Origin of the sequence: Rhodococcus phenolicus (genome assembly GCF_001646785.1) — a bacterium.
GTDB classification, from domain to species: domain Bacteria; phylum Actinomycetota; class Actinomycetes; order Mycobacteriales; family Mycobacteriaceae; genus Rhodococcus; species Rhodococcus phenolicus.
In genome coordinates, this window is sequence record NZ_LRRH01000117.1 from 1 (window position 1) to 21,995 (window position 21,995).

Sequence of the window (21,995 nt, forward strand, 5' to 3'; positions counted from 1 at the left end):
GGGGGATGTGGCCGCGGCGCGCGTAGCGGGTGGTCGCGGTGCCGGCGAACTGCTCGGGGTCCAGTGCGCACACGAGCGTTCCGGGAGCGTCGCCCCTGCTGATGGCGAGCACGTCCTCACGGTCCCGCCACAGGCCACGATCGGCCACCCGCGGATGAGGCGCCGCAGCCGCCCGGATCTCCGCGGGGCCGGATTCGACCGGCAACCCGAGCGCCGTCCAGCGGCCGAGGCCCCCGTCGAGGACGCGCGCGGAGATCCCGATGTTGCGGAGCATCCACCACAGTCGCGCGGACCACGTACCGGCGCCCTGGTCGTACACCACGATCTCGGCGTCCGATGCCACACCGAGCGCGCCCAGCGCATTCGCGAGCTGCTCGGGTGCCGGGCGGGTGAAGTGCAGGCCGGTGTCGACGGCGCTGAAGTCACCGAGCAGGTCCGCGTGGACCGACCCCGGAATGTGGGCGCGCTCCCAATCCGCGAGCCCGGATTCGGGCCGGTAGTCGCCGTCGAAACGGGGCTTGGGGAACGACACGGTCGCGTCGAGTACCGCATAGGCTCCCGGATTCCGGGCCAGCTCCTCGGCCCGGATCAGTACGTCTCGCCTGTCGTCGTTCACTGCAGCGACGCTAAACGACGAATAACGTATACGCAAGTATCCGAATGTCGGCAATGGCATAATCGGCTCCCATGAGCCACGGCGACACCACGGCGGACCTGACCGGTTCCCTCCTCTCGGAGCCACCGACCGGACGCGACGACCAGACGTCCAAGCAGTACCTGCGTCTGCGCGCCGACATCCTCGCCGGCAAATTCCCCCGCGGTGCCGCGCTGCACGAAACGCAGCTCAGCGAAACCTACGGCGCGTCCCGCACACCGATCCGCGAGGCGCTGAACTGGCTCGCCCACGACGGGCTGCTCGAACGCGCGACCCGAGGGTTCCGGGTGCGTTCGGGCACCGCGGAGGACGTCATCGAGATCTACGCCGCGCGCGTGGCACTCGAATCCGAAGCCGCCGGAGCCGCCGCGATCCGGCACACCGAACTCGACCTGGCCCGATTGGAGCAGCTCCACGGGTTCTGTTGCGCCGCAACCGAAGACACCGACGTGCGCAGCGGGAATTTCCGGTTCCACGAAGCCCTGTGGCAGGCCGCGCACAACTCGACGATCACCGCGTTACTGGTGCGGCTGACCACCCAGCTGCGTATCTACGACTCCGGGCCGCCGTCGAACTACGGCGAACCCGATCTGCTCAATGCCGAGCACGCGGAAATCCTGGCCGCACTGCGCGCCCGGGACGAGACCGCTGCGCGCGAACACATGCGCGCGCACCTCGAACGCAGCCGCGAGCAGCGGATCCGCCTGTTCGCACAGGGCTGACCCCCGCGAGCGTGTTCTGCCTTCAGTGACCGTGCCCGGGCTCGACACCGCCGAAGATCCGCTCGACGACGCCGCGGGCCCGTCGTGTGACGCGCAGGTAGTGGTCGAGGAACTCCGACGCGTCGCCGGTCCATCCGGCGACCCGCGCCACGGCGGTCAGCACCTTGCCCGGGCCGGGCAGTTGATCGGTCGGCTTGCCGCGCACCAGCACCAGGGCGTTGCGTGCGCGGGTCGCCATGATCCAGGACTCGCGGAGCAACGCGACGTCCTCCTCGCCGACCAGTTCGGCGGCACCGATCGCGTCGAGCGTCTCGAGCGTCGAAGTGTTGTGCAGCGACGGGATCCGGTCGGCGTGCTGCAACTGCAGCAACTGCACGGTCCATTCGATGTCCGCCAGGCCCCCGCGTCCGAGCTTGGTGTGGGTCGCGGGATCCGCGCCGCGCGGTAGCCGCTCCGAGTCGACGCGCGCCTTGATCCGCCGGATCTCGCGCACCGCTTCCTGGGACACCCCGCCCGCGGGATAGCGCACCGCGTCGATCATGCGCAGGAACCGCACTCCGAGATCCCGGTCGCCCGCCGCCGAGTGTGCACGCAGCAACGCCTGCACTTCCCACGCCTGTGCCCATTGCGCGTAGTACGCCTGATACGAGGCGAGCGTGCGCACCAGCGGCCCGCTGCGACCCTCCGGCCGCAGGCCGATGTCCACCTCGAGCGGCGGATCGGTGCTCGGCGCGCCGAGCAGCTTCCGTACCTGCTCGGCGATCTGGTTGGACCACTTCACGGCCACCGTTTCGTCGGCGTCGGGCAGTGGCTCGCACACGAACAGTACGTCCGCGTCGGATCCGTAACCGAGTTCGGCGCCGCCGAGCCTGCCCATCCCGATCACCGCGATGCGCGCCGGCGCAGGCCCCTGCTTCTGCACGGACGCGCGGATCACCGCGGCGAGCGCCGCCTCGAGCACCGCGGACCACACGCTCGACAGAGCCCGGCACACCTCGGGAACCTCGAGCATGCCGAGAATGTCGGCGCTCGCGACGCGGGCGAGTTCGGCGCGACGCAACGACCGGGCCGCGCCGATGGCGCGTACCGGATCCTCGTACCGCGCCGACGACGTGACGATCGCCTTGGCGACCTCCTCGGGCTGCGGCTCGAGCAGACGCGGTCCGTTCGGGCCGTCGGCGAACAGCCGCACGACATCCGGAGCGTTGATGAGCAGGTCCGGAACGAATCCGGACGATCCCAGCACCGTCATCAGCCGTTCGGCGACCGACGGTTCGTCGCGCAGCGTCCGCAGGAACCACACCGCGTTGTACATCGCATCGGACAGGCGCCGGTACGCGAGCAGACCGGCATCGGGATCGACTGTGTCGCTGAGTGATTCGAGCAACTGAGGCAGCAGCAGCGCCTGGATCCGCGCCTTGCGCGAGGCGCCTCCGGACAGGGCGGTCAGGTGTCCGAGTGCGTGTTCCGGTGCACTGTAGCCGAGCGCCGCGAGCTGCCTCACAGCACCTTCCGGCGACAGGCTCACCGCGTCCGTGTCGAGTCGTGCCACCGATTCGAGCAGCGGACGGTAGAACAGCTTGGCGTGCAGTTTGCGTACCCGCGCCGAGTTCCGTTTGATCTCCGATTCGAGCACTCCGAGCGCGTCGTGCCGTCCGTCCGGCCGCATGTGCGCGGCACGGGCCAGCCAGCGCAGTGCCTCGCGGTCGTCGGCGGGCGGCAAGGTGTGGGTGCGCTTGAGTTTCTGCAGCTGCAACCGGTGTTCGAGCAACCGCAGGAATTCGTACGACGCCCGCAGGTTCGCGGCGTCGTCACGGCCGACGTATCCGCCGTCCGCGAGGGCCGACAGCGCTTCGACGGTGTTGGGCACCCGCAGCGATTCGTCGGCACGGCCGTGCACGAGCTGCAGGAGCTGGACGGCGAATTCGACGTCGCGCAGGCTCCCGCGGCCGAGCTTGAGTTCGCGCTCGCGCAGTTCCGCCGGCACGAGATCCTCGACGCGCCGTCGCATCGCCTGCACCTCCGGCACGAACGCCTCACGTTCGGACGCGGTCCACACCATCGGGCTCAGCGCGTCGATGTAGCGCCGGCCGAGTTCGAGGTCGCCTGCCATCGGCCGCGCCTTGAGCAGTGCCTGGAACTCCCACGTCTTGGCCCAGCGGGCGTAGTACGCGATGTGCGAGTCGAGGGTGCGGACCAGTTCGCCGCGCTTGCCTTCGGGCCGCAGAGCCGCATCGACTTCGAAGAACGCCGACGTCCCGATCCGCATCATCTCCCCGGCGATACGGCTCGCACGCGCGTCGGCGGGCTCGGCGACGAACACGACATCGACGTCGCTGACGTAGTTCAGTTCGCGCGCACCGCATTTGCCCATCGCGATGACTGCGATGTCGATCGGGCACGGCCCGTCGGGGAAGATGGCCGCGACCGCGACCGCGAGCGCCGCGGTCAGTGCCGCGTCCGCGAGATCGGCGAGCTTCTGCCCGACCTCGAGATACGGCAGCACCGGCTCGTTCTCGACGGTCGCCGCCAGGTCCGCCGCGGCGATGAGCATGAGCTGATCGCGATAGCACGTCCGCAGCGCGGGGATCGCCGCCGGACCGGTGATGCCGGCCCGGTGCACGAGACGCTCGGAGACGCCACCGAGTTCGGAGACCGCCTCGACGCTGTCGAGCATGCGCGCGGTGAAGGTGTGCCGGTCCGGCAGCTCCAGGGTGCCGGTGAGCATCTGCCAGCGGTCGGGGTTCGCGACAACATGATCACCGAATGCCGCGGACGCACCGAACAATCCGAACAGTCGCCCCCGGAGGCCCTTGTCGAAACGCAGAGCGGTGTCGAGTTCGGCCCATCCGGCCTCCCCGAGCGACTCCTGCAGTCTCGCAAGGGTTCGCAACGCCAGATCGGCGTTCGCGGCCCGCGACAGCGACCACAGCAGTTCGATGCTGTCGGTGTCGTTCCACGAGAGCTGTTCGAGTTCGGCTGCGGCCGTGGGCTCGACGAGCCCCAGCCGGCCCGGCCCCGGAATCGCGGACCGGGCGGGCGGCGGTTTCACCACGCGCCCACCCCCGGTGCCGTCCCCACCGGATCCGATTCGACCACCGCTGCCCGCGACCGCACGCCACTCACCCTACTCACGCTCGTCACAGACCCAGGTACTGCTCCAGTTCGAACGGGGTGACCTGGCTGCGGTAGTTCTCCCATTCGCGCCACTTGTTGCGCAGGAAGTAGTCGAACACGTGCTCACCGAGCGCCTCGGCGACCAGTTCGCTCTTCTCCATCTCACGCAACGCGATGTCGAGGTCGGTGGGGAGTTCGCGATAACCCATCGCGCGCCGCTCGGCGGAGGTCAGCGCCCACACGTCGTCCTCGGATTCGGGTGCGAGCTCGTAGCCCTTCTCGATGCCGCGCAGGCCGGCGGCCAGCAGCACCGCGAACGTCAGGTACGGGTTGCACGCCGAGTCGGGCGTGCGGATCTCGACGCGACGCGACGACGCCTTGTTGGGCGTGTACATCGGCACACGCACGAGCGCCGAGCGGTTCGACGGGCCCCAGCACGCGGCCGTCGGAGCCTCACCGCCGTGGACGATGCGCTTGTAGGAGTTCACCCACTGGTTGGTGACAGCGCTGATCTCGTTGGAATGCTCGAGAATTCCGGCGATGAACGCCTTGCCCGTCGCGGAAAGCTGCAGCGGGTCGTCCGGGTCGTGGAACGCGTTGTTCTCGCCCTCGAACAGGCTCATGTGCGTGTGCATCGCGGAACCGGCGTGCTCACGGAACGGCTTGGGCATGAAGGTGGCGCGCACGCCTTCGGCCATCGCGATCTCCTTGACCACGTAGCGGAAGGTCATCACGTTGTCGGCCATCGACAGGGCGTCGGCGTAGCGCAGGTCGATCTCCTGCTGTCCCGGTGCGGTCTCGTGGTGGCTGAACTCCACCGAGATGCCCATCGATTCGAGCGCGTCGATCGCATGCCGGCGGAAGTGCGGTGCCGAGCGGTGCACGGACTGGTCGAAATAGCCGCCGTCATCCGCCGGAACCGGCAACGCGCCGGGCTCGCCGTTCTCGACGAGGAAGAACTCGATCTCCGGGTGCACGTAGCAGCTGAAACCCAGGTCGGACGCCTTGTTCAGCTGACGGCGCAGCACGTGCCGCGGGTCCGCCCAGCTCGGCGTCCCGTCGGGCATGGTGATGTCGCAGAACATCCGTGCCGAGTACTGGTGGGCGCGATCGTCCATCCACGGCAGCACCTGGAAGGTGGTGGCGTCGGGGCGCGCGACCATGTCGGCCTCGGAGATACGGGAGAAGCCCTCGATGGCGGAGCCGTCGAAGCCGATGCCCTCCTCGAAGGCTCCCTCAAGTTCGGCCGGGGCGATCGCCACGGATTTCAGTGTGCCCACGACATCGGTGAACCACAGGCGCACGAACCGAATGTCGCGCTCTTCGAGGGTGCGGAGCACGAACTCCTTCTGGCGATCCATAGGGGCGAGACTAGGCACTGGGAGTTAACTCCGTGTTACATCGGCGAGTTATCGGTACGGCGTGTCGCTCACACCCGCTTCGCGTCAGCAGTGCGGGTCGGATTCGGGCACTTCGAGAGTCACCAGATACCGGATCACCGGGTCGTCGACGCACTGCTCCCCGTCGAGCACCACGGTGTGCTGCGTGCCGTCGAAGCTGATGAGCGCGCCGCCGAGCTGCCGGGCCAGATCCACCCCGGCCTGATAGGGCGTCGCGGGGTCCTCCGTGGTCGAGACGACCAGCACCGGAGCCAATCCGGGGACGTCCGGGGTGTGCGGCTCGCCGGTGTTCGGCACGGGCCAGAACGCGCACAGGTCCAGGGCCGCCTGCCCGGTGCCGCGCCCGTCGTCGAGGAACGGCGCGACCTGCCGGAACCGGGTGTCGGCCTCGCCCGCAACGGCCCGGTCGGTGATCCGCGTGTCGTCGACGCACCGGATCGCGTTGAACGCGTCGTTGATGTTGCTGTAGGTACCGTCGTCGCTGCGCCCCTCGTACATGTCGGCGAGCAGCAGCAGCGTGTCGCCGTTGCCGTCGGCGAGCGACTTCAGGCCGCCGCGCAGCGACCCCCACAGACTCGGCGAGTACAGCGCCTGCTGGACACCGGTGATCGCGTCGCGGTGGCTCAGTCCCCGCGGATCGGTGGTACGGGCCGGCGCCGCGAGCAGCGGATCGACCAGCGCCCGGAACCGCGCGACCGCCTGCGCCGGATCGTCGCCGAGCGCGCAGGTGTCGTACCCGGCGCAATCCGCGGCGAAGGCGTCGAACGCCTTCTGGAATCCGGCGGCCTGCAGCACCACCTCGTCGACGGGCTCCTGCTCGGGATCGAGTGCGCCGTCGAGGACGAGCGCACGAACGCGATCGGGAAACGTCTCCGCGTACGTGGTACCCAGCCGTGTGCCGTAGGAGAAGCCCAGATAGGTCAGCTTCTCGTCGCGGAGCGCACCGCGGATCACGTCCATGTCGCGGACCACCTCGCGAGTGCCGACGTGCGCGAGCAGGTCGGTTCCGGACCGCTCGGCGCACGCGTCGGCGTACTCCCGGCTGCGTTTCTCGCTCGCGGCGATGCCGTCCGGGGTCGTGTCGCCGTCGTCGAGAGCCCGCTCTGCGTCGGCCTCCGCGTCGGTGAGGCAGCGCACTGCCGGCTCCGATTCCCCGACACCGCGCGGATCGAATCCGATGACGTCGAAGCGATCCGCGAGCTCGGTGGAGGTGGCGACGGTCGCCATGCCGAGACCGGACGCACCCGGACCACCCGGGTTGACCAGCATGGATCCGATCCGGTCGCCGCTCGCCGCGACGCGCGAGATCGCGATCTTCGCGGTCGCCCCGTCCGGGTCGTCGTAGTCCAGGGGGACGGTGACGCGCGCGCACTGCGCGCCCTCGCGTTTCAGATGGCCGCCGTCCGCGCCGTAGTCCGCGCAGGACTCCCACGTCACCGGTTGCTCGTAGAACCGTTCCAGGCCGTCCGGCACCCCGACCGGGTCCGCCGGCACCGGTGTCGGCGTGACGGTCCCGGGGCCGGAACTGCACGCGGTGGCCAGCGCGAGACCGGCGACCGCGAGGCCGGCGAGGACACGGGATCGGAGCCCGGTGGTGAGTTTCGGCACGCCAGCGATGCTAGCCACGTGCGTGCCGGTGCCGCCGCGAGCGACCGGGCCCGGCGCCGGTCTGCCCGAGTGTGACCAATCGCACCGACGGGTCCGGTACACCCGCGGCGGGCACGGTGGCAGACTCGGGACCGTCATCACCAACCCGGGGACCCGTACGGGCCTCGAGGCAGAAAGGGACAGCGATGTCCGACAACGTGACTTCCGTGTACGGCGGCGCCGCCGCGTCCGATGCCCCCAAGCGCAAGACTCGCGTGCATCACCTGCAGGCGATGAAGGCCGAGGGCCGACGCTGGGCCGAGCTGACCGCCTACGACTATTCCTCCGCGCGCATCTTCGAGGATGCGGGCATTCCGGTGCTGCTCGTCGGCGACTCCGCCGCGAACGTCGTCTACGGCTACGACACCACCGTGCCGGTCACCGTCGACGAGATGCTGCCGCTCGTGCGCGGCGTCGTCCGTGGCGCACCGCACGCCCTCGTGATCGCCGACCTTCCGTTCGGCACGTACGAGGCGTCGCCCGAGCAGGCACTCGCGACGTCGATCCGGTTCATGAAGGAGGGCGGCGCCCACGCGGTGAAGCTCGAGGGCGGCGAGCGCGTCGCCCCGCAGATCGCGGCGATCACCGCGGCCGGGATCCCCGTGCAGGCCCACATCGGTTTCACCCCGCAGTCCGTCAACACCCTCGGCGGGTTCCGCGTGCAGGGCCGCGGTGACGGTGCCGAGCAGCTCGTCGCCGACGCGATCGCGGTCCAGGAGGCCGGCGCGTTCTCCGTCGTCATGGAGATGGTTCCGGCCGACCTGGCCGGACAGGTCACCCGCAAGCTGACCATCCCCACCGTCGGTATCGGCGCGGGCAACGAATGCGACGCGCAGGTGCTGGTGTGGCAGGACATGGCCGGCTACACCAGCGGCAAGACCGCCAAGTTCGTCAAGAAGTTCGGCAACGTCGGCGACGAACTGCGCAGCGCCGCAGTCGAATACGCCTCCGAGGTCGCCGCGGGCACGTTCCCCGGCCCCGAGCACTCCTTCTGACCGCAGCCGCGGATCCGCATCACACCCGGCGACGGGTGCCGTCCACTCCACTCGACGGCACCCGTCGCCGGTGTCGTTGCGGACCGCGCGATGCCGGGGATCCGTGGGACGGGAATGGCATCGAGCCTGCGCGCCGGTTACAGTAGCCGCCGGTAGCGGACGAACCGGACGGTTCGTTCGGGGATATCACCGGAAATCCTCGAGGGAGTCGGATGAAGCGACGTCGTTTCCTGCAGGCATCGACGTTGGCGGCGGCAGCCGCCGTGTTCGGCCCGGGACTCGCCGGCACACCGTCGGCGTCCGCCCTGCCGGTGGGATCCCACGCCTACCTGCGTCTCGTGCCCGAGCTCTTCGCCGCTCCCCCGGCCGCACCCGACCACTCCGAGGTCCTCGTCGTCGGATCCGGTTTCGGCGCGAGCGCCGCCGCGCTGCGCCTGGCCGAGTCCGGCAGCCGCGTCACCGTTCTCGAGCGCGGCCTGCGATGGCCCCGCGACCCGCAGCGGGAGGTCTTCACCACCGACCTGCTCGCCGACGGCCGCGGCCTGTACCACCGCAAGGCGTTCATCGGCCCGACCGGCGTCCCGGTGATCTGCGACAACTTCGCCGGCGTCCTCGACGTCGTCGATTACCCCAACCTGTCGGTGTGGCGGGGTGCCGCGGTCGGCGGAGGCTCGATCGTGTTCACCGGTGTGATGATCGCGCCCGAACAGCGCTTCTTCGAGCACGTCTTCGGCTCGCGCCTCGACTACCGGGAGATGACCTCCACCTGGTATCCGAAGGTCCGCTCGATGCTGCGCCTCGACGCGATGCCCGACGATATCTACGGTGCAGCCGAGTTCGCGCACTCGCGGCGGTGGGACGAGGACGCCCGTGCCGCCGGGTACAGCCCGCACCGGATCGACGGCATCTGGAACTGGGACGTTGTGCGCGACGAACTCGCCGGCCGGGTCCGGCGCTCGGCGATCGCCGGCGAAAGCAACCTCGGCAACTCCAACGGCGCCAAGTTCGACCTCACACAGAACTACATTCCCGCCGCCGAGGCCACCGGCCGCGCCCTCGTGTGCCACGCGCACCGCGTACTCGCCGTCGGCCAGGAACCCGACGGCCGCTACCGCGTCGAAGTCGAGGTCGTCGACCCGTTCGGCACCGTGTTGCGCACGCGGACACTGACCTGCGACAGGCTCGTGCTCGGTGCCGGCTCGGTCGGCACCACCGAACTGCTGCTGCGCGCCCGCCACACCGGCACGCTGGCGAACCTCGACGAGCGCGTCGGGCAGGGCTGGGGCACCAACGGCGACGCCGTGCTGGTCCGGTCCTTCGCCGTCACCGACGGTTTCGGTGGCGACCAGGGAGCTCCGTCCGCCTCCCGGGTCGTCGACGAGAGCGGTATGCCGCTGAGCCTGGAGAACTGGTTCGTCGCCGGTACCGCGAAGGACGTCGGCATGCTCGCCTCGCTCGGCATGACCCTCGATCCGCGACGCGCCGAAGTCACCTACGACTCCGGCGCCGGCCGCGCCGTCGTGAACTGGCCGGCCGGCGGCGAAGGGGAGAGCGTCGACGCACTGCGCGCAGTGCACAACGCGATGGCCGAGGCCGGGAAGACGGTCCCGGGCGCGAAACCGATGGCTCCGGACGTCAACGCGTCCTTCACGGCGCACCCGCTCGGTGGTGCCGTCCTCGGTGACGTCACCGACGGCTACGGGCGCGTGCACGGTCATCCCGGGCTGTACGTCGTCGACGGCGCCCTGATCCCGGGCAGCACCGGAACGGTGAATCCGTCGCTGACCATCGCCGCGCTCGCCGAACGCAACATCGCACGGATCATCGCCGACCGCGGGTGAGTGGTGGCGGCGGCACGGTCCGGTACGCGGGTGGCACACTCGGTGTCGACATCGACCGCCCGACCCCCGAGGTGAATCCATGACCGGACTCCGACGCACGCTGACCGCGACCGTCGTCGCTGCTGCCACGATCACCGTGCTCGGTGCCTGCGCACCCGGATCCGAACCCGCCCCAAGCAGCTCGAACAGCCCTGCACCCGCGGAGACCACCGCTCCCGCGGCGCTTCCCGGTGGGGTCACCGAAGCGCAGGCCGCGGATCTGTGCACGCGGATGGAAGGTCAGCTGCAGAGCTGGCGCACCTACACCCCGTCGATGAGCAAGCCGGGCCTGAACCTGCTCGTCGGGGAGTGGGCCGCCGCGAGCGGTGTGGATCTGATCGCCCTGGCCGGGGATCGCGGCCGCATCGACGAGATCACCGCCGCTCAGTGCCCTGACATTCGTGATCAGGCGCTCGAGGCGCTCCAGATCCCGAACATCGCGTCCGCACTCGTGGGCTACTGATGACGGTCCTGCGCGAGCCCTATCCCCCGATCGAGCCGCACGAGCAGGGCATGCTCGACGTCGGCGACGGCCAGCAGGTGTATTGGGAGGTCAGCGGCAACCCCGACGGCAAGCCCGTCGTGTTCCTGCACGGCGGCCCCGGTGGCGGCACCTCCCCGATGCACCGGCGGTTCTTCGATCCCGCCGCGTACCGGATCGTGCTGTTCGACCAGCGCGGCTGCGGCCGTTCCGTGCCGCACGTCGCGGACGGTGCGGATCTGTCCGCGAACACCACCGGTCACCTGCTGCGCGACATCGAACTGCTGCGCACCCGGCTCGGAATCGACCGCTGGCAGGTCTTCGGGGGTTCGTGGGGGTCGACGCTCGCGCTCGCGTACGCGCAGCGGTATCCGGAGCGGGTCTGCGAACTCGTGTTGCGCGGAGTGTTCCTGCTGCGGCGCAGCGAGATCGACTGGTACTACAACGGCGGGGCCGGCCGGATCTACCCCGACCTGTGGGAGAAGTTCTGCGCGCCGCTGGCGGGAGCCGGTCCCGGCGAGCACCCCGTCGACACCTACCATCGGCTGCTGCACTCCCCCGACGCCGACGTCGCGCTCAAGGCGGCGGTCGCGTGGTCGACGTGGGAGGGTGCGACGAGCTCGCTGTTACCCCGGCCGGACCACGTCGCCGAGACCGGGGAACCGCGATTCGCCCTGGCGTTCGCCCGGATCGAGAACCACTACTTCCACCATCGCGGTTTCCTCGACGAAGGCCAGCTGCTGCGGGATGCGCACCTGCTGAACGGAATTCCCGGGGTCATCGTGCAGGGCCGCTACGACGTGGTGTGCCCGGCGACGAGCGCGTGGGAACTGCACCGGGCGTGGCCGGAGTCAACCTTGCGCATCGTCGACGACGCCGGGCACGCCGCGAACGAGCCCGGCATCACCCATCACCTCGTCGAGGCCACCGACCGGTTCCGGTGACGTGATCGCGGTCCTGCGGTTCAGCCGGCCAGGAGTCCGAATCCGACCACGGCCGGGTCCGACGCCCAGTCCAGGCTGTGGACCCGGATCCGGCCGAACTCGTTGCCGCCGACCGTGATCGCGGTGGCGCCGTCGACCGCGACGACGACGTTGGTGTGCTGGCCCACCCAGCTCGTGTTGTCGTAGAGGACCACGTCGCCGACCTCCGGTGGCCGTCCGGACCCGACCGGCTCGAACCGGCCTTCCTGTTCGTAGTACTCCTGCAGCGTGTACACCCCGGGGATCCGCCAGTGTCCCGAGTGCGGGTTCGACAGTGGCATACCGGCTTCGCGCATGATCCAGCTCACGAAGTCGGCGCACCAGGGCTCCTCGACGCCTTCGGAGTAGAAGGTGCCGGGCCGCTGCGAGTCGTGTTCCTGTTCCAGCAGTTCGACGACCCGCGCCTGCGGTGGCGACAGCGCCGCCGTGTCGATCTCCGGGAACGGCTCGGTGTCCCACGGCAGATAACGGCTCGGCGCGAGCCACAGCACCAGCCCGGCCACGACGGCGAGCACCGCGACGACCGCGACGGATACGACGGCGAAACGGCGGCGGCGTTCCGGGGATCGGCCGGATCCGGACGGGGCGGCGGGGCGGGTGTCGGTCACGCCGTCGACGGTACCGTCACGACGAGTACGCGAACTGCACCTTCCGCGTCACCGGGTCGGCCACGTCGAGCGTCACCCGCACCTGTGTGCCGTCGTCGGGATCGCCGCTGCACGGAGCGATCACGGTCTCGGACGGGACGAACACCTGGGCGTCGCGCCGGCCGTTCGCGCCCTTGAGCACGGTCGCGTCGAACTTCTCCCCCACCCGCGGTGCCAGCACGGTCGCCTCGGTGAGGTCGATACACGTGCGGGAGATCTTCCCCGCGACCGAATCCGTCGCCGACATGATCTCGGGCATCGCGGCCAGTTCGTCCCGGATCGCCTGCGGCACCTCCTCGCCCGCGCTGACGGCGAGGCACACCTCGATGGTGTAGCGGTCCGACAAGCGGCGCAGCGGCGCCGTGACGTGCGCGTAGGGTGCCCCGATCGCACCGTGCACGAGCAGTTCCGGCAGCGTCCCGTTCAGCAGCCCGTACGACGCGCCGCGCAGCAACGCCGGAGCCTCGCTCATGAGCACCAGCGTGGTGGGCAGGTTCGCGTCCAGGCCCGCGAGGAAGTTGCCGACGGACATGTCGTCCGGCCACGGAACGTCCAGGGCGGCGGCGGTGTGCCGCAACGCGGCGACCGCGTCCGCATCGGCGGGCGGAAGCGTGCGCAGCAGGCCGACCTTCGCGTCGATCATCATCGTCGCCGCGCACATCCCGGTCAGCAGCGAGACCTGCGAGTTCCAGTCGTCCGCGGCGGTGCGCGGTTCGATCCGCAGCGTCCAGCCGTCCCCGTCGGCGACGACCTCCTGCTCCGGCAACCGCAACTCGATCGCACCGCGCGTCCGCGCGGCGGCCTCACGCAGGCGGCCGAAATCGGGCAGCGCCGCGATCGACGGATGCAGCGTCCCGGCGTCCGCATCGGCCTGCACCCCGGCGTAGTCCAGGCGCGCCACCGAACGCACCAGAGCCCGGCGCACCGTTACAGCGACGGGTTCGGCGGCCGCATCGAGTTCCATCCGCCACAGCGCCGCGGGCCGGACGACGCCGGGCAGCAGACTCGCCGAGGCCTCCGCGAGTTCGCGCGGATGCAGCGGCACCGAGCCGTCGGGCAGGTAGTGGGTCTGACCGCGACGATGACTCTCGGTGTCGACGGCACCGCCCGGTTCGACGACGGCGTACACATCGGCGATCGCGTAGTGCAGGACGAACCCGTCGGCGGTGCGTTCGAGGTGCAGGGCCTGGTCGAGGTCCATCGACCCGGGCGGATCGATCGTCACGAGAGGCAGCTGCGTGTGGTCCTCCCGCGCCGCCGCGAAACGGTCGGTGCTGTTCCGGGCTTCGGCGACCGCGGCCGCGGGGTATCGCTCGTCGAGCCCGAACTCGGTGCGGACTGCACCGAAGTCGATCGCGGGCGCGACGACAATGCGTGTGTTCACCACGGGTGTGTGAGGCTCCTCAGTTGTTCCACTCGTCGTCGGCTTCGTCCGCGGCCTTGTTGCGTTCGGCCGCGATCTCGAGCGCACGCTCGGCGGTGGCACGGTCCGGATAGGGCCCCATCCTGTTCAGGGCGCTGGGGTCCTTGCCCTGACCGACCGTGCCGGTGCTCACGTCGTAGTACCAACCGTCGTCACTACTCATAGCCGACAGTCTGCCCCACCCGGTCGCGGCACCGGGGCGAACCCGCCGGTCCGGCGCGGCTGGTACCGTCGCGACCGGTCCCCCGATCCCGATGAGTGAGCAAGGAGAACCACGTGTCCTACCTGATCTTCGACAACCTGCTGCCCTACCTGGGCGCCGACGCCGCCGCATACTGGGCCCAGCTGCTCGTCGTCAATCCGCTCTGAGCGGACCCCGGTCCCTGCGCGGCCCCGTGAAGGGCGGACGAGTCGGCCTGTAAGCCGGATCCTGTCCCCCGCCGAGGCGGGGTGACGACCATCCATCTGGGCACACCGTCGCCGGGTACCTCGAGCGGTCCACCCGCAGGCTCGGGCGAGCAGCCCTCGAACACCTGCGCAGCCGCACCACTGCCCCGAGGGGTGGTGGTGCGGCCTTCGACCTTGCTCCGGGCGGGGTTTACCGAGCCACCCCGGTCACCCGGGGTGCTGGTGCGCTCTTACCGCACCGTTTCACCCTGACCTGCCCCGAAGGGCAGGCGGTCTGTTTTCTGTGGCACTGTCCCGCGAGTCACCTCGGGTTGCCGTTAGCAACCGCCCTGCTCTGTGGAGTCCGGACTTTCCTCGGCTCGGGGCCTGACACCGTGTGGTGCCGGTTCCCTGACCCGCGGTCGTCCGGCCAACTCGTCCGCGTCGACAACCATACTGCCCCGCCTGTCGGTGGCGCGAACTACGGTGCCGTCATGGCGCGATACGTGGCTCTGTTGCGAGGAATCAACGTCGGCGGCATCACCATCCGGATGGCCGACCTGAAGGATGTGTTCACCGGTCTCGGTTACGACGGGGTGCATACCGTGCTCGCGTCCGGCAACGTCGTGTTCGACGCCGAGGAGACCGACCGCGTCGCGTTGAAGTCCGAGATCGAGAAGGCTCTGGGCTCCCGGTTCGGTTACGAGGCGTTCGTGTTCGTCTTCGAGCAGGCCTCGTTCGCCGATCTCGCCGATGCCTGCCCGTTCGAGGAGAACCAGGACGACCGGCACACGTATGTGGTGTTCGTCGCGGACCCCGACGCGCGGGCCGAGCTGCTCGATATCGCCGTGGATCCGCGGTCCGAGGCGATAGAGCCGGGCGACGGCGTCGTGTACTGGCAGGTCGTCAAAGGCTCGACACTGGGCAGTCCGTTCGGCAAGGCCACGGGCCGCGCGCGATACAAATCCGTGACGACCACCCGGAACATGCGTACGATCCGCAAGTTGCAGGGGTAATCGAACTACCGACCATTGAGAACTTTATTCTCCGAGGTTCGGCGAAGGAGCACCGTGGAGACACCACCCGATCCGGTGAGGACCGTCGAGGAATCGTCTGTGGAGCGCATGCTCCGCATCTTCGACGTGACACCCACCGAAGTGGACCGGTTCACCGGCGAGAGCGACGGCGGCGGCCGTCGCGTCGCCGACGCGACGCAGTTGCTCGCCCAGGCGATCGTCGCTGCCGCCAAGCGGTTCCCCGACAAGGAGATCCGGTCGGCCCGGGCGGTGTTCGTTCGGGCCGTCGACGCGGAGGTACCGGTCGATTTCGAGGTCGACGTGCTGCACGAGGGACGCACCATGGCCGGCGCGGAGGTCGCGGTCGGTCAGAACGGCAGGCGGCACGCGATGGTCTCGGTCCTGGCGGACGTTCCCACCGCCGACGTCGTACGGCACCATGCGCCCGCGCCGCGGGTGGCCGGACCGGAGGCCGCTCACCCGGTGCACATGCCCATGGCGGGCCGCGAACTGCGGGTCGTCGACGTCGTGGACATCCGCAGTCCGGAGGAGGTCGGACCGCCCGAACTGCACGCGTGGCTGCACTACGACCCGATCCCCGAGCGCACCGACCTCGCCAAGGCGCTGCTCGCCCATTTCACCAATCATCTGTCGGTGTCGGCCACCCTGCGCGCTCACGAAGGCGTCGGCACGAGCCAGGCCCACCGGACGATCTCGACGGGCGTCATGACGGTGACGGTCAGCTTCCACGAACCGGTCCGGTGGGACGGATGGCTGCTGTATTCGCACGAGAGCACCCAGGTCGGTGCCGGCATGTCGTACGTGCGCGGGCAGGTGCACACCGAGGCCGGCGACCTGCTCGCGTCGTTCACCCAGGAAGCGATGATCCGGCCGATCCGGCCCGAGGACGCGGCGATACCGGCCGCGGCACGTCTGTGAGGACGACGCCCACCGCACCCGACCGAATCGAACGAGGACGCCCATGAGCACCGGAACCGACAGCACCCGTTCCCCAGGCTTCGCCGCCCGCCCCGACTACCGCGTCGACATCCACGCGCGCCGCAACGTGGTGCGGGCAACGGTGAACGGGGTGCGCATCGCGGAGACCGGCAGTTCCCTGCTCGTCGACGAGCAGGACCACGGGCTGGTCTTCTACTTCCCGCGCAGCGACGTCCTCGTCGACCTGGCGCCGGCGGATACGCCGACGACCCGCTGCCCGTTCAAGGGAGAAGCCACCTACTGGAGCTTCGACGGCGACGGCGGCGAGCCGCTGTGCTGGAGCTACGACGATCCGTTCGATCAGGTGGCGCGCCTGCGCGGACACGTCGCGTTCTTCCAGGACCGGGTCGACGTGACCGTGCACCAAGCCCATCCCGCGGTGACCGGTCGTTGACGACAGACACGCACGTCAACGCGACGACCGCGGTGTCTGAGCAGGCAGCACGCTCAGAGATGCGAGGTGTCGTTCACCAGGCGCACCGACGACCCGCCGTCGCCGAAGAACTCGGCGATCGACAGCGACGCCAGATCCAGGTGCAGCCGGTACAGGAGCGACGGACCGGCGTCGAGCGCGAACTGCAGCATCGTCTTGATCGGGGTGACGTGCGAGACCAGCAGCACCGTCCGTCCCGGATATTCGCGGATCAGTTCGTCGCGCGCCTTGGCGATGCGCGCGTTGACCTCGTCGAAGCTCTCCCCCTGCGGCGGACGCACGGACGTGTCACCGAGCCAGGCGCGGTGCAGATCCGGGTCCCGGTCCGCCGCTTCCCGGAACGTCAGGCCCTCCCATGCGCCGAAATCGGTTTCGGTGAGATCGTCGTGCACGAGCACGGGCAGGCCCAGGGTGTGGCCGGCGGCCGCGGCGGTGCTGCGGGCCCGGTCCAGCGGGGACGAGACGATCGCGGCGATGCCGCCACGTTCGCCGATGCGCGCGGCCGCGGCGGCGGCCTGTGCCCGCCCCAGGTCGGTGAGCTGCGGGTTGCCGCGGCCGGAGTAGCGGCGCTCCACCGACAGCGGGGTCTGACCGTGGCGAAGCAGCAGGAAGCGGGTGGGTGAGCCGGTCGCGCCGGTCCAGCCGGGGGCGGTGTTCGCGACAGCCGGGGTCGCCGGCATCCGCGCCGCGACTGTTCCGGCGGCCGCGGCATCCATCGCCTCGTTGGCGAGCCGGTCCGCGTGGGCGTTCTGCAGCCGCGGAATCCACGTGTAGTCGACGCGGTCGAACCCGGCCGCGAGCTCGCGGGCCCGCGCTGCCAGCGGAATCATGTCCGGATGCTTGACCTGCCAGCGTCCCGACATCTGCTCGACGACGAGCTTCGAATCCATGCGTACGTCGACGGCGTCGGCCCCGAGCTCGCGGGCCGCGGTCAGACCGGCGATCAGCCCCCGGTACTCGGCGACGTTGTTGGTCGCGGTGCCGATGCTCTCACTGCGCTCCGCGAGCACCGTGCGGTGCTCAGCGTCGAACACCACCGCACCGTAGCCGGCCGGGCCGGGGTTGCCGCGCGAGCCGCCGTCGGCTTCGACGACGACCTGTGTCACTGCCCGGATTCCTTGCGGACGAGGATCGCGTTGCATTCGGGGCAGCGCACGAGCACGTCGGGCGCGGTGCCGGTGATGCGGGCGATCTCGCCGCGATCCAGTTCGAGGCGGCACGCGCCGCAGCGGCGGCCCTGCAGCAGCGCCGCGCCGATGCCACTGCGTTCGCGTTGTGTGTCGTAGACGGAGACCAGCTCGGCCGGAAACGCGTCGACGAGCGTGGCGCGGTCGGTGCGGCAGCGTTGATCGGCGACCTCGATGTCGGCGAGCGCTTCGTCGCGCAGCCGCTCGGCGTCGGCGATCTCCTCGTCGATCTTCGAGACCTGCGCCCCGGCATGATCGTGGTCGGCCTTGGTGGCCTCACGCCGTTCCATGACCTCGAGCAGTTCGTCCTCGAGTGCCGATTGACGGCGTTCGAGGCTGCTCAGCTCGTGCTGCAGTTCGGTGAGTTGCTTCGCGCCGATCGTTCCACCCTGGAGCAGTGCCCGGTCGCGGTCACCGCGCTGGCGGACGGCGTCGACCTCACCCTCGAGTTTGCGGATGTCGCGGTCGAGATCGTCGAGGACGATCTCGACGGCCACCGCGGCGTCCTTGCGGCTGGTTCGCTCGTTCTCGAGACGTTCGACCTCCTGCTGCTCGGGCAGGGTGCGACGCCGGTGCGCGAGACGGTTCAGCTCGGCGTCCACGGCGGCGAGGGACAGAAGCTTGGACTGCACGGCGGGTTCGACGTTCACGCGGGTGGTTCCTGCTTTCGAGGGCTTCGGCGAAGGGGCTTCGGGGGACGGTCGTAGCTGCTTACGGTACCGCGCGGGCAGGCGTCACCGGGCGGCGGTCGTCCACGGGTCCGTGCGCAGCGCACTGACCCGTGTGACCCACCCGTCCCGATCACCGAATGCGGCATCGAGGACGCCTGCGGCCTGCTCGCACCACGGGTATTCGCTGGCCCAGTGCGCGACGTCGATCAGCGCGGGGCCGCCGGTGCGCAGATGCTCGTCGGCGGGGTGATGCCGCAGGTCGGCGGTGACGTAGGCGTCGACACCGAGCTTCGAAGCGGTGGCCAGGAACGAATCACCGGATCCTCCGCACACTGCGACGGTGCGGATCTGCCGGTCCGGGTCGCCGGCGCCGCGCACACCCCATTCGGTCTTCGGCAACGCACCCGCGACCGTCTCGGTGAATGCGCGCAGCGTCTGTGGTTCGGGAAGTTCCCCGACCCGGCCCAGGCCCCGGGAACTCGGCAGATCCGCGAGTTCGAACACGTCGAAGGCGGGTTCCTCGTAAGGGTGGGCCGACCGGAGGGCGGTGAGGATCGCGGGGCGCGCGCGCCGCGGGGCGATCACCTCGATGCGGTCCTCCGCGACCCGTTCGAGTTCCCCGACGGTGCCGATCGCGGGGTCCGCTCCAGTGAGCGGCCGGAACTGCCCGGTGCCCGACGCGGTCCAGCAGCATTCCCGATAGTTGCCGATCGCTCCGGCTCCGGCGGCGAACAGCGCCGCACGCACGGTGCCGGCGGCGTCGGCCGGGACCATCACCACCCACTTGTCGGTGGCGGGCTCCGGTTTCGGTTCGAGGGGGCGCAGGCCGGTCAGGCCGAGTACCTGCGCGAGAGCGTCCGAGACCCCCGGATCGGCGCGGTCCGCGTTGGTGTGGGCGGTGAACAGGGCACAGCCACCTCGGATGAGCCTGTGGATCAACGCGCCCTTCGGCGTGTGGGCGCCGACTGTGTCGACACCGCGCAGCAGCAGCGGATGGTGCACGAGGAGCAGTTGCGCCCCCCAGTCGAGGGCTTCGTCGACGACCGCGGCGGTCGCATCGACGGCCAGCAGCACCTTGGTCACGGGTTCTCCGGGGTCGCCGGCGACCAGGCCCACCGAGTCCCACGATTCCGCCAGCGACGGCGGATAGGCCGTCTCCAGAACCTCGATCACCTCGCGCAACGTCACCGCCGACACGTGCCCTCCTCGCCTGTCCACCGTCGTTCCGACGCCTGTCCTCCGTCGTTCCGACGCCTGTCCACCGTCGTTCCGCCACGACCCTACGCGGCGGCCGGGGCGGGCAGCAGGGACAATGTGCAGGTGACTCTCCTCGTCGACTCCCGCCCGCCGGTGCTGCCGTCGCCGGTGGTGTTGTTCGACCTCGACGGCACCCTCACCGATTCCGCAACCGGTGTCATCAACGGTTTCCGGCACGCACTGGCGACGCTCGGCGTCGACGTGCCCGACGGCAACCTCGTGCGGCTGCTGGGCCCGCCGATGACCGATTCGCTGCGCGCCCTCGGTCTCGACGACGCGCAGGTGGACCGGGGCACCGCCGCCTACCGCGAGTACTACGCGGATACCGGTTGGGCGGAGAACGCCTTGTTCGACGGGGTCGAGGCGATGCTGGACGCGGTGCGCGGCGCCGGTAGCCGGCTCGCGGTCGCGACGTCGAAGAACGAGGTGTTCGCCGAGCGGATCCTGCGGCACTTCGGGGTGGCCGAGGCATTCGAGTTCATCGGCGGGGCCAGCCCGGACGGCATCCGCCGCGCGAAGGACGACGTGGTCGCGCACAGCCTGGCCGCGCTGGGGATCGAGCCCGTCGAAGCCGCCGACGGGGGCACCGCCGGCGTGGTCATGGTCGGCGACCGTGAGCACGACGTGCACGGTGCGGGCCGGTTCGGCATCCCGACCGTGTTCGTCGAATACGGCTACGGTGCCGCCGAGGAATCCGAACTGGCACACGCGGCGGTCGGCAGCGTCGCCGAGCTCGGGAGGATTCTGACCGGTGAGCGCTGACGTTCTGCACGTGACGTTCGTGTGCACCGGCAACATCTGCCGGTCTCCGATGGCCGAGAAGATCTTCGCCGATCATCTGCGGCGCGCAGGTCTCGACGGCAGGGTCCGTGTGAGCAGCGCAGGCACGCACGGCTGGCACGTCGGCGCCGAGGCCGATCCCCGAACCGACGCGGTACTGCAACGGCACGGATATCCGACGGGTCACCACGCCGCGCAGCTCGGTGCCGAGCATCTCGACGCCGATCTCGTGGTGGCTCTGGCGTCCGGGCACGACCGGGCGCTCGCGCATCTCGGGGTGCCCACCGAACGCCGTGCCCTGCTGCGCAGCTTCGATCCGGATGCCGACGGCGATTCGGTCCCGGACCCCTATTACGGCGGTCTGCCGGAGTTCGAGCTGGTGCGTGAACAGATCGAGGCGGCGATTCCGGGCCTGCTCGCATGGGTGCGGGAGCGGTGAGGCCCGGCTCACCGTCTACCGTGGACACGTGCGACGTCTGAAGTTTCTGCTGCGCCCGAGCTGGTTGTTGCTGGCCCTGGTGGTCGTCGGCTTCGCCTACGCATGCTTCACGGTGCTGGCACCGTGGCAGCTCGGCAAGAACACCAGCACCGAGGAACGCAACGACCGGATCGCCGAATCGTTGTCGCAGGATCCCGTTCCGGTCGGCGACCTGCTCGACGGCGACGAGCCCGCGCAGGACGACGAGTGGCGTCGCGTCACCGCGACCGGCAGCTACCTGCCGAACTCGGACGTGCTGGTGCGGTTGCGCAGCGTCGACGCGCAGCCCGCCTACGAGGTGCTCACCCCGTTCGTCCTCGACAGCGGGCAGACGGTGCTGGTCAATCGCGGGTTCGTCCGTCCAGTTCGGGGCACCGAGGTTCCGCCGATCGACGCGGCCCCGGCCGGGCAGGTGACCCTCGAGGCGCGCATCCGCATGTCGGAGGGCACAGTGCCGGGCAAGGAACCGTTCCGGGATGCCGGGTTCCTGCAGGTGTACTTCATCGACACCCCGCAGGTCGCGTCCGCGACCGGAATCGGCCTGGCCGGCGGCTATCTGCAGCTCGCCGACGGGCAGCCCGGTGGCCTCGGCACCATTCCGCTGCCGCAGCTCGACGCCGGTCCGTACCTGTCCTACGGCCTGCAGTGGCTGGCATTCGGGATCATGGCGCCGCTGGGGCTGGGCTACGTCGTGTGGGCGGAGCTGCGCGAACGACGCAAGGCCAAGGCGCAGGCCGCCGGAGTGCCGGATCCGGAGACGCCGCCGGCACCGCGCACGACCGAGGAGAAGCTCGCCGACCGCTACGGCAGGTCGCGGTGAGCGACCCTCACGACAAC

21 protein-coding genes and 1 other RNA gene are annotated in these 21,995 nt (G+C 70.0%); 11 read left to right on the forward strand and 11 right to left on the reverse strand.

From position 1 onward, the window contains the following. Positions 1-616 (reverse strand): sulfurtransferase (locus tag A8G15_RS25590; protein ID WP_245688002.1); only part of this gene is annotated, 616 nt, incomplete at its 3' end. 71 nt (positions 617-687) lie between these two features. Between A8G15_RS25590 and A8G15_RS25595 the strand changes: the two genes are divergently transcribed. Further along, positions 688-1,377, forward strand: a complete 690-nt coding sequence (locus A8G15_RS25595; protein WP_068165844.1) for a GntR family transcriptional regulator — start codon at positions 688-690, stop codon at positions 1,375-1,377. Positions 1,378-1,399: 22 nt separating this feature from the next. Here A8G15_RS25595 and A8G15_RS25600 read toward each other — a convergent pair whose 3' ends face one another. From A8G15_RS25600 to A8G15_RS25610, 3 genes are all read right to left on the reverse strand, one after another. Then, positions 1,400-4,432, reverse strand: a complete 3,033-nt coding sequence (locus tag A8G15_RS25600; protein ID WP_068165846.1) for a bifunctional [glutamine synthetase] adenylyltransferase/[glutamine synthetase]-adenylyl-L-tyrosine phosphorylase — start codon at positions 4,430-4,432, stop codon at positions 1,400-1,402. A gap of 85 nt (positions 4,433-4,517) precedes the next feature. Next, a complete protein-coding gene (locus tag A8G15_RS25605) occupies positions 4,518-5,855 on the reverse strand; it encodes a glutamine synthetase family protein (protein ID WP_068165848.1) in 1,338 nt (445 codons plus the stop codon). A gap of 84 nt (positions 5,856-5,939) precedes the next feature. Beyond that, entirely contained in the window at positions 5,940-7,502 is a 1,563-nt protein-coding gene (locus A8G15_RS25610; protein WP_425415129.1) for an alpha/beta hydrolase, read from the reverse strand. A 185-nt stretch (positions 7,503-7,687) separates the two neighbouring features. On the opposite strand from A8G15_RS25610, the gene panB reads away from it, so the two are divergent. The 4 genes from panB (at position 7,688) to pip (ending at position 11,841) form a co-directional block, all read left to right on the forward strand. Then, positions 7,688-8,536, forward strand: coding sequence for a 3-methyl-2-oxobutanoate hydroxymethyltransferase (panB, locus tag A8G15_RS25615; RefSeq protein WP_068165850.1), 849 nt, complete (start codon positions 7,688-7,690; stop codon positions 8,534-8,536). Positions 8,537-8,748: 212 nt separating this feature from the next. Next, positions 8,749-10,377, forward strand: coding sequence for a GMC oxidoreductase (locus tag A8G15_RS25620; protein WP_068165852.1), 1,629 nt, complete (start codon positions 8,749-8,751; stop codon positions 10,375-10,377). Positions 10,378-10,456: 79 nt separating this feature from the next. Next, the gene (locus A8G15_RS25625) at positions 10,457-10,879 is read left to right on the forward strand and encodes a hypothetical protein (protein ID WP_068165853.1); all 423 of its coding nucleotides are present in this window, start codon (positions 10,457-10,459) and stop codon (positions 10,877-10,879) included. Beyond that, positions 10,879-11,841: a prolyl aminopeptidase gene (gene pip / locus A8G15_RS25630; RefSeq protein ID WP_068165855.1), complete on the forward strand. Its 963-nt coding sequence runs from the start codon at positions 10,879-10,881 to the stop codon at positions 11,839-11,841. The genes A8G15_RS25625 and pip overlap by 1 nt, the downstream gene beginning before the upstream one ends. 20 nt (positions 11,842-11,861) lie before the next feature. Here pip and A8G15_RS25635 read toward each other — a convergent pair whose 3' ends face one another. The 4 genes from A8G15_RS25635 to rnpB all read right to left on the reverse strand — a co-directional run bounded on the left by A8G15_RS25635 (position 11,862) and on the right by rnpB (position 14,775). After that, positions 11,862-12,488 carry a CHAP domain-containing protein gene (locus A8G15_RS25635; protein ID WP_068165857.1) on the reverse strand — a complete coding sequence of 209 codons (627 nt, stop codon included), beginning with the start codon at positions 12,486-12,488 and terminating at the stop codon, positions 11,862-11,864. 16 nt (positions 12,489-12,504) lie between these two features. Next, positions 12,505-13,914, reverse strand: a complete 1,410-nt coding sequence (locus A8G15_RS25640) for an RNB domain-containing ribonuclease (protein ID WP_068165859.1) — start codon at positions 13,912-13,914, stop codon at positions 12,505-12,507. 16 nt (positions 13,915-13,930) lie between these two features. Continuing rightward, the gene (locus tag A8G15_RS25645; RefSeq protein WP_068165860.1) at positions 13,931-14,113 is read right to left on the reverse strand and encodes a hypothetical protein; all 183 of its coding nucleotides are present in this window, start codon (positions 14,111-14,113) and stop codon (positions 13,931-13,933) included. A 240-nt stretch (positions 14,114-14,353) separates the two neighbouring features. Further along, positions 14,354-14,775, reverse strand: an RNA gene (rnpB, locus tag A8G15_RS25650) — RNase P RNA component class A. A 56-nt stretch (positions 14,776-14,831) separates the two neighbouring features. Between rnpB and A8G15_RS25655 the strand changes: the two genes are divergently transcribed. The 3 genes from A8G15_RS25655 to A8G15_RS25665 all read left to right on the forward strand — a co-directional run bounded on the left by A8G15_RS25655 (position 14,832) and on the right by A8G15_RS25665 (position 16,746). Beyond that, entirely contained in the window at positions 14,832-15,353 is a 522-nt protein-coding gene (locus A8G15_RS25655; protein ID WP_068165879.1) for a DUF1697 domain-containing protein, read from the forward strand. A 108-nt stretch (positions 15,354-15,461) separates the two neighbouring features. Then, positions 15,462-16,292 (forward strand): acyl-CoA thioesterase, encoded by an 831-nt coding sequence (locus A8G15_RS25660; protein ID WP_068165880.1) that lies wholly within the window; start codon positions 15,462-15,464, stop codon positions 16,290-16,292. 43 nt (positions 16,293-16,335) lie between these two features. Then, complete coding sequence (locus A8G15_RS25665) at positions 16,336-16,746, forward strand: DUF427 domain-containing protein (RefSeq protein ID WP_068165862.1); 411 nt, start codon at positions 16,336-16,338, stop codon at positions 16,744-16,746. A 53-nt stretch (positions 16,747-16,799) separates the two neighbouring features. Here the strand turns inward: A8G15_RS25665 and A8G15_RS25670 are convergent, their stop codons facing one another. The 3 genes from A8G15_RS25670 to A8G15_RS25680 form a co-directional block, all read right to left on the reverse strand. Further along, the gene (locus A8G15_RS25670; protein WP_211270245.1) at positions 16,800-17,927 is read right to left on the reverse strand and encodes a bifunctional RNase H/acid phosphatase; all 1,128 of its coding nucleotides are present in this window, start codon (positions 17,925-17,927) and stop codon (positions 16,800-16,802) included. Continuing rightward, positions 17,888-18,622, reverse strand: coding sequence for a zinc ribbon domain-containing protein (locus tag A8G15_RS25675; protein ID WP_068165867.1), 735 nt, complete (start codon positions 18,620-18,622; stop codon positions 17,888-17,890). The genes A8G15_RS25670 and A8G15_RS25675 overlap by 40 nt, the downstream gene beginning before the upstream one ends. 84 nt (positions 18,623-18,706) lie before the next feature. Next, positions 18,707-19,840 carry a Nif3-like dinuclear metal center hexameric protein gene (locus A8G15_RS25680; RefSeq protein ID WP_068165868.1) on the reverse strand — a complete coding sequence of 378 codons (1,134 nt, stop codon included), beginning with the start codon at positions 19,838-19,840 and terminating at the stop codon, positions 18,707-18,709. A gap of 123 nt (positions 19,841-19,963) precedes the next feature. On the opposite strand from A8G15_RS25680, the gene A8G15_RS25685 reads away from it, so the two are divergent. The 3 genes from A8G15_RS25685 to A8G15_RS25695 are packed head-to-tail and all read left to right on the forward strand — an operon-like array spanning position 19,964 to position 21,978. Continuing rightward, a complete protein-coding gene (locus A8G15_RS25685) occupies positions 19,964-20,662 on the forward strand; it encodes an HAD hydrolase-like protein (RefSeq protein WP_068165881.1) in 699 nt (232 codons plus the stop codon). Further along, complete coding sequence (locus tag A8G15_RS25690; RefSeq protein WP_068165869.1) at positions 20,652-21,119, forward strand: low molecular weight protein-tyrosine-phosphatase; 468 nt, start codon at positions 20,652-20,654, stop codon at positions 21,117-21,119. Before A8G15_RS25685 ends, A8G15_RS25690 begins: the two co-directional genes overlap by 11 nt. A 28-nt stretch (positions 21,120-21,147) precedes the next feature. After that, complete coding sequence (locus A8G15_RS25695; protein ID WP_068165870.1) at positions 21,148-21,978, forward strand: SURF1 family cytochrome oxidase biogenesis protein; 831 nt, start codon at positions 21,148-21,150, stop codon at positions 21,976-21,978. Positions 21,979-21,995 lie beyond the last annotated feature (17 nt).

Coding starts and splice junctions, on each gene's coding strand:
- A8G15_RS25595 (WP_068165844.1), top strand. CDS start 688: ATGAGCCACGGCGACACCACGGCGGACCTGACCGGTTCCCTCCTCTCG.
- A8G15_RS25605 (WP_068165848.1), bottom strand. CDS start 5,855: ATGGATCGCCAGAAGGAGTTCGTGCTCCGCACCCTCGAAGAGCGCGAC.
- panB (WP_068165850.1), top strand. CDS start 7,688: ATGTCCGACAACGTGACTTCCGTGTACGGCGGCGCCGCCGCGTCCGAT.
- A8G15_RS25620 (WP_068165852.1), top strand. CDS start 8,749: ATGAAGCGACGTCGTTTCCTGCAGGCATCGACGTTGGCGGCGGCAGCC.
- A8G15_RS25625 (WP_068165853.1), top strand. CDS start 10,457: ATGACCGGACTCCGACGCACGCTGACCGCGACCGTCGTCGCTGCTGCC.
- pip (WP_068165855.1), top strand. CDS start 10,879: ATGACGGTCCTGCGCGAGCCCTATCCCCCGATCGAGCCGCACGAGCAG.
- A8G15_RS25645 (WP_068165860.1), bottom strand. CDS start 14,113: ATGAGTAGTGACGACGGTTGGTACTACGACGTGAGCACCGGCACGGTC.
- A8G15_RS25655 (WP_068165879.1), top strand. CDS start 14,832: ATGGCGCGATACGTGGCTCTGTTGCGAGGAATCAACGTCGGCGGCATC.
- A8G15_RS25660 (WP_068165880.1), top strand. CDS start 15,462: ATGCTCCGCATCTTCGACGTGACACCCACCGAAGTGGACCGGTTCACC.
- A8G15_RS25665 (WP_068165862.1), top strand. CDS start 16,336: ATGAGCACCGGAACCGACAGCACCCGTTCCCCAGGCTTCGCCGCCCGC.
- A8G15_RS25670 (WP_211270245.1), bottom strand. CDS start 17,927: ATGCAACGCGATCCTCGTCCGCAAGGAATCCGGGCAGTGACACAGGTC.